Source organism: Thiomonas sp. DCM-2 (genome assembly GCF_056820905.1).
Genome location: NZ_CM165962.1, coordinates 1,550,272 through 1,566,266, shown reverse-complemented (window position 1 = coordinate 1,566,266; position 15,995 = coordinate 1,550,272). Strand labels below are relative to the sequence as shown.

At 64.4% G+C, this 15,995-nt stretch carries 16 protein-coding genes and 1 other RNA gene; all 17 read left to right on the top strand.

What is annotated here, in order from left to right:
• The first annotated feature begins 57 nt into the window (after nt 1-57).
• The 17 genes from nth to AC1ZQA_RS07505 all read left to right on the top strand — a co-directional run bounded on the left by nth (nt 58) and on the right by AC1ZQA_RS07505 (nt 15,952).
• Nucleotides 58-699, top strand: coding sequence for an endonuclease III (gene nth, locus AC1ZQA_RS07585; RefSeq protein ID WP_482679182.1), 642 nt, complete (start codon nt 58-60; stop codon nt 697-699).
• Nucleotides 696-1,583, top strand: coding sequence for a cobalamin-binding protein (locus AC1ZQA_RS07580; protein WP_482679181.1), 888 nt, complete (start codon nt 696-698; stop codon nt 1,581-1,583). Before nth ends, AC1ZQA_RS07580 begins: the two co-directional genes overlap by 4 nt.
• A gap of 342 nt (nt 1,584-1,925) precedes the next feature.
• Nucleotides 1,926-2,732, top strand: a complete 807-nt coding sequence (locus AC1ZQA_RS07575; protein ID WP_482679180.1) for a 4'-phosphopantetheinyl transferase family protein — start codon at nt 1,926-1,928, stop codon at nt 2,730-2,732.
• On the top strand, nt 2,729-3,556 hold the full coding sequence (locus AC1ZQA_RS07570) for a serine aminopeptidase domain-containing protein (RefSeq protein ID WP_482679179.1): 828 nt from the start codon (nt 2,729-2,731) through the stop codon (nt 3,554-3,556). Before AC1ZQA_RS07575 ends, AC1ZQA_RS07570 begins: the two co-directional genes overlap by 4 nt.
• The gene (locus tag AC1ZQA_RS07565) at nt 3,549-4,454 is read left to right on the top strand and encodes an alpha/beta fold hydrolase (RefSeq protein WP_482679178.1); all 906 of its coding nucleotides are present in this window, start codon (nt 3,549-3,551) and stop codon (nt 4,452-4,454) included. The genes AC1ZQA_RS07570 and AC1ZQA_RS07565 overlap by 8 nt, the downstream gene beginning before the upstream one ends.
• A complete protein-coding gene (locus AC1ZQA_RS07560; RefSeq protein WP_482679177.1) occupies nt 4,451-5,581 on the top strand; it encodes a glycosyltransferase family 2 protein in 1,131 nt (376 codons plus the stop codon). The genes AC1ZQA_RS07565 and AC1ZQA_RS07560 overlap by 4 nt, the downstream gene beginning before the upstream one ends.
• The gene (locus AC1ZQA_RS07555) at nt 5,578-6,381 is read left to right on the top strand and encodes a polysaccharide deacetylase family protein (RefSeq protein WP_482679176.1); all 804 of its coding nucleotides are present in this window, start codon (nt 5,578-5,580) and stop codon (nt 6,379-6,381) included. Before AC1ZQA_RS07560 ends, AC1ZQA_RS07555 begins: the two co-directional genes overlap by 4 nt.
• Before the next feature lie 254 nt (nt 6,382-6,635).
• On the top strand, nt 6,636-7,919 hold the full coding sequence (locus AC1ZQA_RS07550) for an O-antigen ligase family protein (protein ID WP_482679175.1): 1,284 nt from the start codon (nt 6,636-6,638) through the stop codon (nt 7,917-7,919).
• Complete coding sequence (locus tag AC1ZQA_RS07545) at nt 7,903-9,069, top strand: glycosyltransferase (protein ID WP_482679174.1); 1,167 nt, start codon at nt 7,903-7,905, stop codon at nt 9,067-9,069. Before AC1ZQA_RS07550 ends, AC1ZQA_RS07545 begins: the two co-directional genes overlap by 17 nt.
• Nucleotides 9,070-9,072: 3 nt before the next feature.
• Complete coding sequence (locus tag AC1ZQA_RS07540; RefSeq protein WP_482679173.1) at nt 9,073-9,921, top strand: polysaccharide deacetylase family protein; 849 nt, start codon at nt 9,073-9,075, stop codon at nt 9,919-9,921.
• On the top strand, nt 9,918-11,081 hold the full coding sequence (locus AC1ZQA_RS07535; RefSeq protein ID WP_482679172.1) for a glycosyltransferase: 1,164 nt from the start codon (nt 9,918-9,920) through the stop codon (nt 11,079-11,081). The genes AC1ZQA_RS07540 and AC1ZQA_RS07535 overlap by 4 nt, the downstream gene beginning before the upstream one ends.
• A gap of 107 nt (nt 11,082-11,188) precedes the next feature.
• The gene (locus tag AC1ZQA_RS07530; protein WP_482679171.1) at nt 11,189-11,845 is read left to right on the top strand and encodes a YdcF family protein; all 657 of its coding nucleotides are present in this window, start codon (nt 11,189-11,191) and stop codon (nt 11,843-11,845) included.
• A gap of 19 nt (nt 11,846-11,864) precedes the next feature.
• Entirely contained in the window at nt 11,865-12,575 is a 711-nt protein-coding gene (gene ubiG, locus AC1ZQA_RS07525; protein WP_482679170.1) for a bifunctional 2-polyprenyl-6-hydroxyphenol methylase/3-demethylubiquinol 3-O-methyltransferase UbiG, read from the top strand.
• Nucleotides 12,575-13,243 (top strand): HAD family hydrolase, encoded by a 669-nt coding sequence (locus AC1ZQA_RS07520; protein ID WP_482679169.1) that lies wholly within the window; start codon nt 12,575-12,577, stop codon nt 13,241-13,243. Before ubiG ends, AC1ZQA_RS07520 begins: the two co-directional genes overlap by 1 nt.
• A gap of 47 nt (nt 13,244-13,290) precedes the next feature.
• Nucleotides 13,291-13,650, top strand: a transfer-messenger RNA (tmRNA) gene (ssrA, locus tag AC1ZQA_RS07515).
• Nucleotides 13,651-13,824: 174 nt separating this feature from the next.
• A complete protein-coding gene (locus tag AC1ZQA_RS07510; RefSeq protein ID WP_482679168.1) occupies nt 13,825-14,412 on the top strand; it encodes a tyrosine-type recombinase/integrase in 588 nt (195 codons plus the stop codon).
• A gap of 82 nt (nt 14,413-14,494) precedes the next feature.
• Entirely contained in the window at nt 14,495-15,952 is a 1,458-nt protein-coding gene (locus tag AC1ZQA_RS07505; RefSeq protein ID WP_482679167.1) for an IS5 family transposase, read from the top strand.
• Nucleotides 15,953-15,995: the final 43 nt, after the last annotated feature.

Here is a 15,995-nt window from a genome sequence, read left to right as displayed (position 1 = left end):
CTGCCCCGCCACCGCAGCGCCGCGTGGCGCAACGCCGCGCGCCTATCATCGTGCCGCATGAAATCCGCCCAGATCCAGACCCTGTTCGAGCGCTTCGCCGCCGCCAACCCCGCGCCGCGCACCGAACTGGACTATCGCACCCCATTCGAGCTGCTGGTGGCCGTGATGCTGTCTGCGCAGGCCACGGATGTCAGTGTGAACAAGGCCACCCGCCCCCTGTTTGCCGTGGCCAACACCCCGCAAGCCCTGCTTGACCTCGGCGAAGACCGGCTGCGCGAGGCCATCCGCACCATCGGCCTGTACAAGACCAAGGCGAAGAACGTCATCGCCACCTGCCGCATCCTGCTGGACCAGTACGGCGGCGAGGTGCCGCGCACGCGCGAGGCGCTGGAAGCCCTTCCCGGTGTGGGGCGCAAGACCGCCAATGTGGTGCTCAATGTCGCGTTTGGGCAGGACACCATCGCAGTGGACACCCATATTTTCCGCGTGGCCAATCGCCTGGGCCTCGCCCGTGGCAAGACGCCGCTGGAGGTGGAAACCAAGCTGGAGAAAGTGATTCCACCGCAGTTTCGGCAGCATGCGCACCACTGGCTGATCCTGCACGGCCGCTATGTCTGCAAGGCGCGCAAGCCGGAGTGCTGGCGCTGCGGTGTGGCCGATCTGTGCGCCTTCAAACCCAAGACGGCCGCACCGCAATGAGCCGCCGGCTGTTTCTGGCCGTCTGCGCCACCCTGCTGCTGGTCTGGGCGGCCCCGAGCCAGGCGGCGGTGCAGGTGACGGACGACGCAGGCCATGCGCTCACCTTGCCGCAGCCCGCCCAGCGCATCATCGCACTGTCTCCGCAGCTGCTCGAACTCAGCGCGGCGGCCGGGGCGAGCAATCGGGTCATTGCCACCATTCGCGGCGCGGACAATGTGCGCTGGGCGCGCAAGCTGCCGCTGGTGGGAGATGCGTTCGCGCTCAACCTCGAAGCCATCGCCCGGCTCAAGCCCGACCTGATCCTGGCCTGGGAATCGGGCACGCCGCCCCGCGAGGTCGCCCGGCTGAAGTCACTGGGCATCCCGGTGTACTGGAGCCAGGCCAACACCTTTGCCACCCTCGCCTCGACGGTGCAGCGCATCGGCCAACTGGCGGGCACGCCCGCCCCAGCCGGGCGCTGGGTGCGCGATTTCGACACCCGGCTCGCCGCGTTGCGCGAGCGCTACGCCGCACTGCGGCCACAGGTTCGCGTGTTCTACCAAGTCTGGAACCGGCCGCTGATCACGGTGGGCGGGCCGCAACTGATCAATCAGGCCATCACCCTGTGTGGCGGTCGCAACGTGTTCGGCAATCTGTCGGTGCTGTCGCCCACCATCAGCACCGAGGCCGTCCTCCAGGCCGATCCGCAACTCATCGTCACCGCCAGCCCGCGCGGTGCGACGTGGCTGCAGGACTGGAAGCGCTACCCCGGGATCAGCGCCGTGAAGCACGACCAACTGGTGGCGCTGTCGCCCAACACCCTGCCGCGCATGGGTGTGGATGTGCTCGACGGCGTGCAGCAGCTCTGCAGCGCAATGGCCACCGCGCGCAAAGCCATGCATTGAAAGCAACCGGCGGCGACACGCCGCCCATGAGTGCCCCCAGGATCGGCTCGCCGACCCGCCCCCCAAGGGGGTCAAGGAAACCTGGGGCGGCCCGGCGTTTCCTTGATCGCCACGGTCTCTGCGCAGGTATTGCGCAAAACTGTGCATTTGTTGTCATGCCAGCCGGGGTTTGCCTGCCTATGATGCGACGACAAAAGACAGGCCATGTTGCGCAGTTGAACCGGCGCGCCCCCGTTTGGCGGGATTGTCCGCAGAGGGTCCACGCCCGCATCATGCGGCCTGGAAATGCCCTTGCGCGCGCCCTTGCCAATCAACCGCATCCCTCGCCCACACAACACGCTGATGGCCCCGCCACTGGAACTGCTGCCCCCGGAGCAGGACGCGATGCCCCTGAACCGGATTGCTGCGCCACCCATGCCGCAGACCCAGGCACTGGAGCGCCCGCGGGCGCGCGATGTGCATGTCTGGGAACTGAACCTGGATGAGCCGCCGCCGGGCGCCGTTCACTTGCTCGACACGACCGAGCGCACCCGCGCGCAGCGTTTCGTCCATGACCTGCACCGCAACCGGTACATTGCCGCGCATGCCGGGATGCGCCTCATCCTGGGGCGCTATCTGAACCATGCGCCGCACGCGCTGCAGTTTGTCATCGGCCCGTACGGCAAGCCGGAACTGAGCCCGTCGCAGCAGCCCTGTGCCGACGCCGCCCCGCTGCGGTTCAACCTGAGCCACAGCAACGACATCGCCCTGCTCGCGGTGAGCACGGACGTGGCGATCGGCGTGGACATCGAAGCCCTCCGCCCCGGCCTGCCCGACGCCGCGCTCGCCACTGGGGTGCTGACCGCAACCGAACTTGCGGAACTGGAGCAACTGCCAGCGGGGCAGCGCACCGAGGCGTTCTTTGCCTGCTGGGCGCGCAAGGAAGCCTGCATGAAGGCCCTCGGACTGGGTCTGGCGCTCGAGCCCAGGCACCTGCATGTCGGCATGGCAGCGCAACGTCAATGGGTGCAGCACCGACAGGGCCATGCTCCGCTTGATCTCGCCCCGCTGCCCTGCCGAGCCGGTCATGCCGCGGCACTCGCCGCGGTGGGCGGCTTCGGCCGCGTGACCCTGCACGCGTCGGGCGAACTTTCCCGGAGCCTGCATTGACCCCATTGCGCATCCTCAACGGCAGCCGCGAGCTGGTGGGCATCTATCTCGAGCCGGCAGCCGACATGCCGCCGCAGCACCATGCGGTTCTGCTGTGCAATCCGTTCGGGCAGGAAGCCATCCGCGCGCACCGGCTGTACCGGGTCATGGCCGATCGGCTCGCTGCGGCCGGTTACCCGGTGCTGCGCTTCGACTATTACGGCAGCGGCGACTCCGCTGGCGAGGACGAGGACTGGGACCTTCTCGGCAGCATCAGCGATGCCCAGGCCGCGCTCGCGGAGTTGCTGCGCCGCAGCCATGCGCCGCGCTGGTCGGCTGTCGGTCTGCGCCTGGGCGGCACCATCGCGCTGGAAACCGCGCGGCGTGCCGCGCAACCGGCCCAGGTTCTGCTGCTGATCGAACCCGTGCTCGATGGGCGAAGCTATCTGGACAGTCTCGCCGCCTCCAATCTGGTGGCGCTCAACCGCGGCTACGGCGTGCGCTGGCCGCTGAGCGCCCGCCTGCGGCACACCATGCTGCCTGCGCCGCAGAGCGAGGCGCTCGGCTTCGTTCTCACTGCGGCCTGCCGTGCGCAGATCGAAGCGGTTGCGCCCGCCAGATTGCTGCCAGTCCCGGCCGCGCACCTGAGCCTGCTCGCGCCCAGCGCGCAGACCACCATGCAGACCCTCGCGCAAGCTGGCGTGCACCTGCCGGCACATGCGACCATCGCCGACAGCGAAGCAAATATCGACTGGGCCACGGACAGCGCCGCTGCCACCGCCATCGTGCCGATGCACTGGATTCGCCATCTGATCGGGGCGCTTGCCCTGCCCGAGCATGCTTGAGACCACCATGACCTTCGGTCCGCAAGGCGACCTGCTCGGAACGGTCTCGTTCCCGGCAACGGGGTCGGCGTCGACGCCGCCCTTCGGCGTGCTGCTGTTCAATGCCGGCGTGATCCACCGCGTGGGCTCGCACCGGCTCAACGTCAAGCTGGCGCGGGTGCTGGCCGCAGACGGCGTTGCCACGCTGCGATTCGATCTGCACGGCATGGGCGACAGCGTCCGCGCCGATGGTCGACTGTCTTACAAGGAGCAGGTCGTGGCCGATCTGCGCGCCGGCATGGATCTGCTGCAGAACCTCACCGGCACACGGCACTTCGCGCTGGTCGGGTTCTGCTCCGGGGCCATGCCCAGCTACTGGGCCGCGCAGGCGGATGCCCGCGTGAGCGCCATCGTGCTGTACGACGCGCTGTATTTCGCGACCGCTCGCAGCGTGCTGCGCTACGCGGGTGTGCGCCTGATGCGCCATGGCTTCGGGCCGAAGGCCTGGGCGGTATGGTCGCGCGTTGCGCTGCGTGGTGCCATGGGCGCATGGGGCCGAATCGGTCGGCTGTTCCGCCGCAACAGCACGACCGGCTGGGTGGAGACGGCCAACGCCGATTCGGACGCCGATGCCCGCATCGATCCCCAGGCGCTCGGGCAGAACCTGCTGGCCCTGGCTCAGCGCGGCACGGGAGTCATGGTGTTCAGCGCCGGAACCGATTTCAGCGCAGTCAACTACGCCGGGCAGTTGCGCGAGTCCCTGGGCCTTGCGCAGACCGAGCATGAGCGTCTGCTGTTCACCCACCTGCCCGACATCGACCACGCCGTCACCACCCGCGTGGCGCAGCAGCAGTGGATCGACACCGTGCATCGTGGCCTGCTGCGGCTTGCCCCCACGGCGCAGGAACCCACGTCATGATGACTGTCGCGCTGTTCTGGGCCGCCGCCCTGTTCATCCTCTACACCTACGTCGGCTACCCGGTGCTCATCGGCCTGCTGGCCAGGCGCCGCCCGCTGCCCGATTGCCCCCTGCTCGACGATGCCAGCCTGCCCCACCTGACCGTGGTCATGGCCGGGTACAACGAGGCTGCACGCCTGCCCGGCAAGATCGCGAATCTGCGCGCCCTCGACTATCCGCAGCACAAGGTGGACATCCTCGTCGTCTCCGACGGCTCCACCGACGCCAGTGCCCAGGTGCTGTCCAGCATGCCCGGGGTGCGCACCCTGAGTTACGCCCAGCGTCAAGGCAAGGCCTACGCCCTCAACCTCGCGCTCACCGAGGTGCGGAGCGAATTCGTGGTGTTCTGCGATGTGCGCCAGGACCTCGAACCCGGCGCAGCGCGGCGTCTGATGTCCGACTTCTGCGACCCTGCAGTCGGCGCCGTCAGCGGAGAACTGGTGCACCGCCCCAGCGGCTCGCAGACCGGGCAGAACATCGGCCTGTACTGGCGCTACGAAAAGGCCATCCGCAAGGCCGAGAGTCGGTTTCACTCCACCGTCGGCGCCACCGGCGCGCTCTACGCCATTCGCACCCGCGACTTTGTCCCCATTCCGCCCGACACCATCCTCGACGATTTCGAAATCCCCATGCGCATCACCCGCATGGGCAAGCGCACCCTGATCGAGCCACGCGCCCATGTCTATGACGTGCTGCAGACCGAGTCCGCAGCAGAAAAAAAGCGCAAGGTCCGTACCCTGACCGGAAATTTTCAGACTTTTTCGAGAAATTTTTGGCTGTTCAGCCCGGTGCAGAACCCGGTATGGTTCCAGTTCCTGTCACACAAAGTGTTCAGACTGATCGTGCCCTACGCCCTCATCCTGACCTTGCTCACCAGTGCGCTCATTCCTGCTGCCTTCTATCGCGCAGTCTTCGCGCTGCAACTGGCGTTTTACCTGCTGGCCGCTGCAGGCCAATGGATTCCCTCGACCCGCCGCAACAGATTCGTCAGCTTCGCCCATGTCTTTTTCGACATGAACGCCGCCGCCATCCTTGCCCTGATGACCTTCCTGTCCGGACGCGCCGACGCCAAATGGGAAAAGACATGAAACGGCTGAGCATCCTGATGTACCACGCCCTGTACGCCACCGAGGCGCAGCGTCTGGCCATCGATCCAGAGGACCGGCCCTACGCCATCTCCACCGACACCTTCGCCCGGCAACTCGACCTGCTGTCCAAGGCCGACATCCCGGTGATTTCCCCGCACGCGCTGGAACAACCCGCCGCGCCTGCACCCGGTGGTGTTCTGCTCACATTCGACGACGGCCACGCCAGCAATGCCGAACTCGCCCTGCCGCTGCTCAGGCAGCGAGGCCTTGCCGCCCTGTTTTTTGTCACCTCCGACTTCATCGGTGAACGCCCTGGCTTCTGCACCTGGGATCAGGTGCGCGCGCTCTCCCGTGCAGGCATGACCATCGGCGGCCACGGACAGACCCACCGTTTTCTGAGCGATCTGCCCGACCCCGAACTCCGCCGCGAACTGGAGCAGTCGCACAATCGCATTGCGCAGGAGTTGCAGGTCCCGGTGATGCAGATGTCCTTCCCTGGCGGTCGCTACGACGCCCGATGCCTGCGGATTGCCCATGAGGTCGGTTACCGCGTGCTGCATGGCTCGGACATCGGCACCCTGCCGACCCAGCACGCGGCGCCCCAGCATCGGCCGCTGCCGCGTCTGGCCATCCGGACCAACACACCGGACTCCGTGTTTCTGGAATTTGCTCGGGCTGCGCCAGCGCGGATGCTGCAGGCACAGGCCACTTCGCGAGCCAAGGCCTGGGCCAAACGCCTGATCGGAAACCAGCGCTACCACCGCCTGTACGCGCGGCTCAAGGGCGCTCCGAGCGCGTGACCATGAGTGCAGCCAGCCCCCATCCCCGCCAGAAGCCCGGAGTGCAGAGCAACCGCATCGTGGCTGCATCGCCCGCTGCGGCCCAGGCACTGCCGGTCCAGGCCGACGCCAACTGGGTCGGCACCGAGTTGCGCTCCACCCTGCGGCTTCTCGCGGTACCGGCCCTCTTCGTCCTGAGCATCATCGTGTTCAAGCTGCACCCCGGCAAAATCGGGCTGTACGGCTTTGCCCTGTTTTTCGGTGTTCTGCTGCTGGTGCAGTTGCGCAAGGGCCCCGAGGCGCTGCTGGCCCTGATGGTGATCTATTACCCGTTGAGCAAGCTGTATCCGGTGCTGCTTGCGCCCGGACTCAACGGCACAAACCTGCTTGAGCTGTTTCTCATCTCGGTGTGGGTCGGTCTGTCCATCAAACACAAGAAAAAGTTATTTCAACCGTTTCCCTTCACCCGCCTGGTTGGAGTCTGGTTCTGGCTGGCTGTGATTTCCGTCATCACGGCAATTGTCAACATCGGACTGCATCCTTTCATCTGGAATTACCTTTTGTCTGTGCGCGGATTCTTCGACCAGTTCATCGTCTTCTTTCTGGTGATCAATCTGATTCAAGATAAAAACATGGCCCGTCGGATTGTCATTTACATGATGTTTTCAGCTGCGGTCATTTTTCTTTACGGCATTCAGGAATGGTGGTTTACCCGTGGCGCGAGCAGTATTGAGAAATCGCGTCTGCTCGGCCCTGTTGGCCAGCCCAACGAATTTGCGGCGCAGATCATCTACGCCTTTGCTCCACTGCTGGCATATGGCGCCTATTATTTCCCGCGCTGGAAATCTCTGCGGCTCGCGCCCATTGTGCTGATCGGGTTGCGGGTGCTGCTGGCCGCGTTTTCTCGCGGCGCCTATCTGGCTTTCGCGATGGAGGTGTTCACGCTCTCGTTCGTCAAGAGCAAGAAATTTTTCGTTCTGGTGCTGCTGGTCGTCGGCTCGATCTACTTTTTCATCCCCTCGCTGGTGCCCAATTCGATGAAGGCGCGTGTGGCACAGACCTATGAAGACCGCGAATCAGGTGCAACCATCGACAAAAGCGCAGACTCTCGCATTTTGCTGTGGTATGCCGCGCTCGACATGACCAAGGAATCGCCCATTTTCGGCAAAGGCTTCGACCAATTCCACAGCCTGGTGCCAAATTATGTTCCTGGTTTTTACGACGGTTCGACCGGCGACGCCACGGACAATCAAAACATGTTTCTGTATGCCGCCTCCAATATGGGCGTGCCTAGCCTCATGACTCTGCTGCTGATCATCGGTCTGCTGGCGTGGCGCGGCTGGGCCATCTACCGCAAGGCAGCGCTGGACATCGATCGCATCATCGGCCTGGGCGCCGTCACCATGGTGGCCGGATTTGTTGGGGTCAATATGTTTGGCACCCATCTGATCGATACTGCGGTGGATATTTTTGTCTGGATTTACCTCGCTGTGGTTGCCCGGCTTTACGCCCCCGCACAGAATTCCCCTGCAGAAACCCAACATGGCCGCCCGCAATAAATCCCAGCCCCTGATCGTCCACATGATCGACGAGCTCCCCCGCGATGGCGCGGAGATGCTGCTGGTCGACCTGATGCGTTTGCGCATGCCTGGTTATCGCTACCAGATCGTCTGCCTTGTCCGCGGCGGTCCGCTGGAGCAGGAGTTCGAGCAGCTGGGCATCCCCGTGAAGATTTTCGGGCGCAGCAGCAGGTTCGATCTGAGCCTGATCTTTCGTGTCGCCGCCTGGCTGCGAGAGCAGAAGGTCGACGTGGTGCATACCCATTTGTTCACCGCAGACACCTATGGCCGTCTGGCTGCGCGTCTTGCGGGTGTGCCTGCGGTTTTTTCCACCGTGCACAACATCGTCAATCCATGGAAAGGCGCGGGTCGCAAGGCGATCGACCGGTTGTTCGCCACGCTGAGCACTGCGGTGATCGGCTGCAGTGAGGAAGTCACGCAGACATTGGCCTCGCGCGACAAGATTCCGGCCGACAAGCTGGTCTCCATCCCCAACGGGATCGATCTGCAGAAGTTTTCCAGCTTTTCCGGCGACGGGGTCCGCGAGGAGTTCGGTCTGCCTGCGGATCATGGGCTCATCGGGGTGGTGGGTCGCCTGCATGAACAAAAGGCGCATGGCGACCTGTTTCGTGCGCTGGCCTTGTTGCCTCAGGCGCGCGCCGGGCAGTTGAACTGTCTTGTCGTCGGCACGGGAGACCTGCTCGACCCGCTGAAACAGAAGGTGAAGGAGCTAGGCCTGGAGCAGTGCGTGATCTTCACCGGCATGCGCAAGGATGTCCCCCGGCTGGTTGCTGCGCTGGACGCATTTGTCATGTCATCCCACTGGGAGGGCTTGCCAATTGCCCTGCTGGAAGCCATGGCGAGTTCCAAGGCCGTGCTGTGCACGCGTGTCGGGGGAATTCCCGACGTCGTGATCGATGGGGACAACGGACTGCTGGTCGACGCCGGAGATGTTCCCCACTTTGCGCAGCAACTCGACCGTCTGCTTCAGGACGCCACGCTGCGGCAGCGGCTCGGCCAGCGCGCGCGTGAAACAGTGATTGCGCGCTTTGACGTATCGCGCACTGCCGCGGCCTACAACCAGTTGCACAGCCAGGCCCTCGGGTTGCCGCCAGTACCCAATGCAGCGTTCGTCGCCCCCACGGAATAAGCCATGCGCAAACTGCTCGCCACCTCCCTGCTGCCCTACGCCAAGCTGCGCAATGCCTTGCGTCCTGGCCTGCGCATTCTGATGTATCACCGTGTCGCGCAACTTGCCGCCTACGACCAGCTCACGGTGTCTCCTGCCCGCTTCGCACAGCAGATGGAGGAGCTGGCACGGCACGAAGTGGTCAGCCTGGAAGACGGCTTGCGCGCGCTGCAATCCGGCCCCTTGCGCAAGCCACTGTTTGCCGTGACATTCGACGACGGCTACCTGGACAATCTGACCGAAGCGCTGCCGGTGCTGCAGCGCTACCAGATTCCCGCCACAATCTTTGTCACCACCCAGTTCTGTGACCAAGCCATCAGCCATCCCCGCTATGGCAGCCAGAGCGCACAGCGCCTGCATCTCGACTGGGACGACGTGGCCGCACTCGCCCGCGCACCGGGCATCACCATCGGCTCGCACACGCTCACCCACCCTTACCTGCCAACCATCAGCGACACGCTGGCGCAGCAGGAAATCGCCACCAGCCGCACCGTGATCGCCTCGCACCTGAACCGGGCCGTCGATTATTTCTGCTATCCATCGGGCGACCTGAGCGCGCGAGAGCTGCGGCTCGTGCGACAGGCCGGCTATTGCGCCGCAGTCAGCGTGGCGCCCGGGGTCAATGACCAGCACGCCGATCGGTATCAGCTCAGGCGCACCGAGATCACCGACCGGGATGACGTCGCCCAGTTTCGTCTCAAGCTCGCCGGGGCGTTCGATCCCATGCATCAACTCCTGCATGCGCGGCGCACCCGGCGCTTTGCGCAAAGACACCGCAAGCCCAGCGCTTCCTTTGAGGCCACGACACTATGAGAATCCTGTATCTGATGACCGAGCCCTTTGGCATCGGTGGCGTGCAATCCGATGTGCTCACCCTGACGGAAGATCTCACCGCCAAGGGCCACATCGTCTATGTGGCCACCACGGAAGGCGTGCTGCTGCAAGAGTTGATCGGCAAGGGTGCGATTCATGTGGACATCGACTTTCATTTCAGCGGAGCCGTGCAGTTTGTCCGTGCGCTCAAGCAGCTTCGTCAGGTGGTTGCGCGCGAGGGCATCGAACTGGTGGCGCCGCAATCGGTGCGCTCGTCCATGGTGGCCTATGCGGCGCTGCGGGTCATGCCGTTTGGCTACCGCGTGGCGGCCACGTCCATGCGCGTGCCCATCGTCACCACCATCCACAACATCCACAACCCGAAAAACTTCAAATGGGCTGGCCGCATCCTGCGGCAAAGCGCCGACTTCATCATTTTTGAATCGAATTACGAGCGCAACCGCCTGCTGGCCCACGGCTTGCCCGCCGCGCAGTCCACGGTCATCCACAGCGGCATCGACCTCGATCGCTTTTCCACCGCCCCGCGCACCGCCGAATTCGCGCGGCAGTACGGTCTGGAGCCGGGACGCCATCTCGTCTTCGGCATCGTCGCCCGCCTTTCCGAGGAGAAGGGCCACAACTATCTCGTGGACGCTTTCGCCAAAGTCGCGCAGGCCAAACCTGAGACCCGCCTGCTGATCGTCGGCGACGGCCCGCTGCTGGAGCAGACGCAGGCGCAGGTCGCCCGCCTCGGCCTGCAGAAGCAGGTGATCTTCGCCGGCATGCAGCGCGACATCCCCTCCCATCTGGGCCTGTTCGACGTGTTCGTGCTGTCGTCCACCCGCGAGTCGTTTCCGCTCTCCGCGCGCGAAGCCATGGCAGCTGGTCGCTGCGTGATTGCACCGCGCATCGGCGGCTGCGGCGAAGTGGTGGAAGACGGTGTCACCGGCCTGCTGTTCACGGCAGCCGATGTGGACGATCTCGCTGCGAAGATGCTCACCTTGAGCGATCGCGCCACGGTGGCCGCCATGGGTGCCGCCGGACGGCAACGCGCCGAGCGCCTTTTCTCCCGCCATGTCTGGGTGGATGGCGATGAACAGGTCTATCTCGACTGGGCTGGCCTGGGCTCCCGCGCCGCACCCTCGGTCGCACTGTCCTGACCGCATTGAAACTGACCCTCGAACTCCTGCTGTCTCCGGTTGGCCTGACTGCATGCGGCCTGATTCTGCTGACCGTCCTGGTGAGCTGGCGTCCTCACCGCCCGGCGGTGCGGTTGCTGATCTATGCCAGCACCTTGTTGTTCATCTGTGCAAGCATGCCGCTGACCGCCAACATGGCGCTCGGCGCGCTGGAACAGAAAGCGACCCAGGAAAGAGTCTGTCCACCTCCGCCGCCCGCCAGCGTGATTGTGGTGCTGGCCGGCGGCATCAATGGCAACCCGGCGAGCGATGCGGACGTCGCCGCGCTGAAGGCAGCCAGCCTGCGCAGACTGCTTTCCGCCGTGCAACTCGCCCAACAAGTGCCGGACAGCACTCTGCTCATCTCGGGGGGCTGGGGCAAATCGGTGCGCGAAGCCGATCTCATGGGCGCCCTGGCTGAGAAAATGGGATTTCCAGCAGCGAGAATCGTGCTCGACACCCAATCCCGAACGACATTCCAGACCGCACAGAACATCCGGCAACGCCTCTCCCATGTTCCGCCTGGGCAGCGCTATCTGGTCACGTCGGCCGATCACATGCCGCGCGCCATGATGGCCTTCGCGCACGAAAATCTATCGATCTGCGCCTGGCCGGTGGACTATGAGGCCCTGCCCCTCCAGCCACTTGACATGCTGACACCGCAAATCAGCGCCTTGGAAAAGTCCACACGGGTGGTGCATGAACTGCTGGGAATGCTCTACTACCGGCTTGTCAAGTTTCAATGACCCTCACGTCACACACGTCATGACCTCGCTCGATCACAACGTCGAAACGGCAGAAATCGACAAATTCAGTGCCCTGGCGCATCGCTGGTGGGACGAACACGGCGAATTCCGTCCGCTGCATCAACTCAATCCGCACCGCCTGCAGTGGGTCCAGCGCCACGTCGATCTCAAGGGCAAGGCCGTGCTCGACATTGGCTGCGGCGGTGGCATTCTGTCGGAATCCCTGGCTGCCGCGGGCGCCAGGGTGACCGGGATCGATCTGGCCGAGCCCTCGCTGCAGATCGCCCGGCTGCATGCGCTCGACGCCCATCTCGACATCGATTACCGCCTGGTCAGCGCCGAGCGCCTCGCAACCGAATCGCCCCAGACATTCGATGTGATTACCTGCATGGAAATGCTGGAACACGTCCCCGACCCGGCTTCCATCATCAAGGCCGTAGCCAAGCTGGTTCGGCCCGGGGGCTGGGTGTTCGTCTCTACCATCAACCGCACGCCAAAGGCCTATCTAGCCGCCATTCTTGGCGCCGAGTATGTGCTGCGTCTGCTGCCCAAGGGCACGCATGACTACGCCAAATTCCTGCAACCTGCAGAGATTTCCGCAATGGGCCGGGCCTGCGGCCTGGACACTGCCGACATCGCCGGTCTGCACTATCAGCCCCTCTCCCAGCGCTTTCGGCTGACTTCGGATCCGAGCGTCAACTACCTCCTGGCCCTGCGCCAGGCCGCCTGATGACGCCCTCCCAACCAGTACAGGCCTGCCTGTTCGACCTGGACGGCACGCTCGCCGACACGGCCCCGGATCTCGCAGCAGCGCTCAACCATGTTCGCGCGCAACATGGCCTTGAGGCGCTGCCCCTCGAAGTCCTGCGCCCCATGGCCTCCCACGGGGCACGCGGACTCCTCGCCGTGGGCATGCAAGTCGCAGTGGATGATCCTCGTTACCCCGCCCTGAAGGATGCCTTTCTCGCGCGGTATCTCGCGATGATCCGCGTGCAGACCGTGCTGTTCGACGGCGTGAATGCGCTGATCGAGCATCTCCACAGAGCCGCCATTCCCTGGGGCATCGTGACCAACAAGCTCAGCACTTACACCAATCCGCTCGTCGCCCAACTCCCCTGGCCCCACCCGCCTGGATGCGTTGTCAGCGGAGACACCGCTGCACACCCCAAACCCGCCCCGGATCCCCTGCTCTACGCGGCCAGCCAGCTGCAGGTCGCGCCTGAGCACTGCGTCTATGTGGGAGACGATCTTCGCGACATGCAGTCCGCCCGCGCCGCAGGCATGCGCGCCATCGCCGCCGCATACGGCTATTGCGGCCACTCCGAGCCCAGGAACTGGGACGCGGATGCCATCATCACCCACCCCCTTGATTTGCTCTCACTCGACCTCATCTCCTAACTACGAAAGCACTGAACAAGGTGCGGACGTACAATCGCTTAGAGATTGGGGCCGACCCGGTTTCGACGTGGATAGCAAAACAGACAGGTGCATGCCGAGCCCCAGTACGCTCGATAAACCACTGGAAACAAAGTAACTGCGAACGATTCTTCGTACGCCCTCGCCGCTTAAACCCGGCGAGCCTCGCAACGGTTGGCCGATGGGCCGGGGTGGCAACACCTGCGAGGTCATACACATTGGCTCGAGTTGAATTTCGCCACGCGATTCAGCCCTAAACTCAGTGGATCGCCCCAAATGAAGCGCGTACACCCGCGTCATCGGGGTTAAAACCAAATGGTGTTACTAAGTATGTAGATCCTGCTGTGGAGTGTTCGCGGACGGGGGTTCAATTCCCCCCGGCTCCACCACCGCCTTGTCTTTTGGGTTTCAAAGATGCTCAAAAACGCCTTTGAGATCAACAATTTAGGGCTGATTCAGCCCGCCAGATGTTCAATGGTTGTCAGTAACTTTCATTGCTTTTCGGCGCACACTTCCAGTAACCTTGCCAGTAAGCCCGATGTGGGCGTTACCGGTTACTGGAAATGGCTTCTCACTTACTGACAGACGCGGCCTTGCGCCGCGCCAAGCCCGCTGACAAGCGGCAACGCTTGAACGATGGCGACGGCCTCTATCTCCTGCTCCTGCCCGATGGAAAGCGCTGGTGGCGGTTCGATTACCGCTGGCATGGTCGCGACAAGACCCTGAGCCTGGGCGTTTACCCCGACGTGAGCTTGTCTCGTGCGCGTGCGCGCGCAGATGAGATCAGGCAGCAGCTGCTGGACGGTATAGACCCCAGCGCTGCGCGCAAGGCGGCCAAGGTTGCGGGCGCTGCTCCAGAAGGCACGCCGCCCGATGCATTCGAGAACGTCGCGCGGGAATGGTTGGCGCGTGTGCATGCTTTGAAAGTGTCGCCCGGTCATGCGGAGCGCACCCGGCTTCGGCTGGAGCAGAACGTCTTTCCTTGGCTTGGCCAGCGCCCCATCAGCTCGATCAAGCCTCCCGAGCTACTGGCCTGCCTGCGCCGTGTCGCAGATCGCGGCGCGCTCGAAACCGCACACAGGGTTAAGCAGGCCGCCGGGCAAGTCTTCCGTTACGGAGTCCCCCCTGCAAAACCCCTGCACCCCGCATGAATGCTGGCTTTTTTGTGTTTTTCGGTGCACCGAATCCCTTGAGAAACGTTATGGTGGAGGCGATTTTCTGAGGGATTTCTGGATGGCAACGCCCGACTTTTTCCGCAGCCGCATCGACGCGATGATCAACCTGGGCGACCCGCTGGCGGTGCTGGCCACACGACTGCCCTGGGCGCAACTGGAGGCGGCCATTGCCGAGAAGTTTGCGCGCCAAGTGCGCGCAGGCACCGTGGTCGAAGGCATGGACCTGTTCGGCCCCAATCAGGCACTTGTGGGTGCAGGCGCCAGTGCTGCGGGTCGTCCACGGCTGCCCCTGCGGCTGATGATCAGCCTGCTGTATCTGAAGCACACCTTCAACGTCAGCGATGAGGAACTGGTCGTGCGCTGGAGCGAGAACGTGCTGTGGCAGTTCTTCTCGGGCCAGGCGTACTTTGAACACCGCCTGCCGTGCGACGCGACCCAGGTCGGGAGGTTTCGCTGCGCCTTGGGGGAAGACGGCCTGGAAGAACTCCTCAAGGCCACCATCGACACGGCTGTGGCCACCCGCGCCGTGCAGCCCCAGGAGCTGCAGCGGGTGATCGTCGACACCACCGTGCAGGAGAAGGCCATCGCCCACCCCACCGACAGCCGCCTGCTGGAGATCGCCCGCCACAAGGTGGTGCGCAGCGCCAAACAAGCAGGCATCCCCCTCAAGCAGACCTACGCCAAGGAAGGCAAGGCCTTGCGCTTCAAGGCGGCAGGCTATGCCCACGCCAAGCAATTGCGGCGTCTGCAGCGCGTGATCAAACGCCAGCGCACGATCCTGGGGATTGTGCTGCGCGCGGTGCAGCGCACGCTTCAGGCGGCGGACTTTGTCCCGTCTTCCCCCAAAGCGCTGGCTGCGCTCCAGGAGTGGATGGCCCGGGCTGAAGCCGTGCGCACGCAGCAACCCAAAGACAAGAACAAACTCTACGCCCTGCATGCCCCGGAGGTGGAGTGCATCGGCAAGGGCAAGGCGCGCAAGCCCTACGAGTTTGGGGTGAAGACGGCCGTGGTGGTCTCGCACCAGCAGGGGCTGATGCTGGGGGCGCGCACCTTCCCCGGCAATCCCTATGACGGCCACATCCTGCATGCGGCACTGGAACAGGCCACCATTCTGATGCAGGACTGGGCCGTGACCATCCAACATGTCGTCGTCGATCTGGGCTTTCGCGGGGTGGATGCCGACAACCCGGGCCGGCACATCCTGCACCGCGGCAAGTTCAAGCGCCTGACTGCACAGCAGCGCACCTGGCTGCGCCGCCGCTCGGCGGTAGAGCCGGCCATCGGACACTTGAAGGCCGATCACCGCCTGGATCGCTGCTGGCTCAAGGGGGCGCTGGGCGATGCGCTGCACGCCCTGAGCTGCGCGGCGGGCTACAACATCAAATGGCTGCTGCGCGCCATCGTCCGTCTGGGCCTGGGCCCGGTTTTTTTGCGCCTGCTGCGCCAGGCGCTGGGGGGTGCGCGGGCGATGGGCGCCTCACCGCCCGCCCGCGGCCCCGCTTGGGCACTGGCCTGAGACTGTGGGCTCGCCGCCCCAATCCCGACGCGGCCGTCTCATG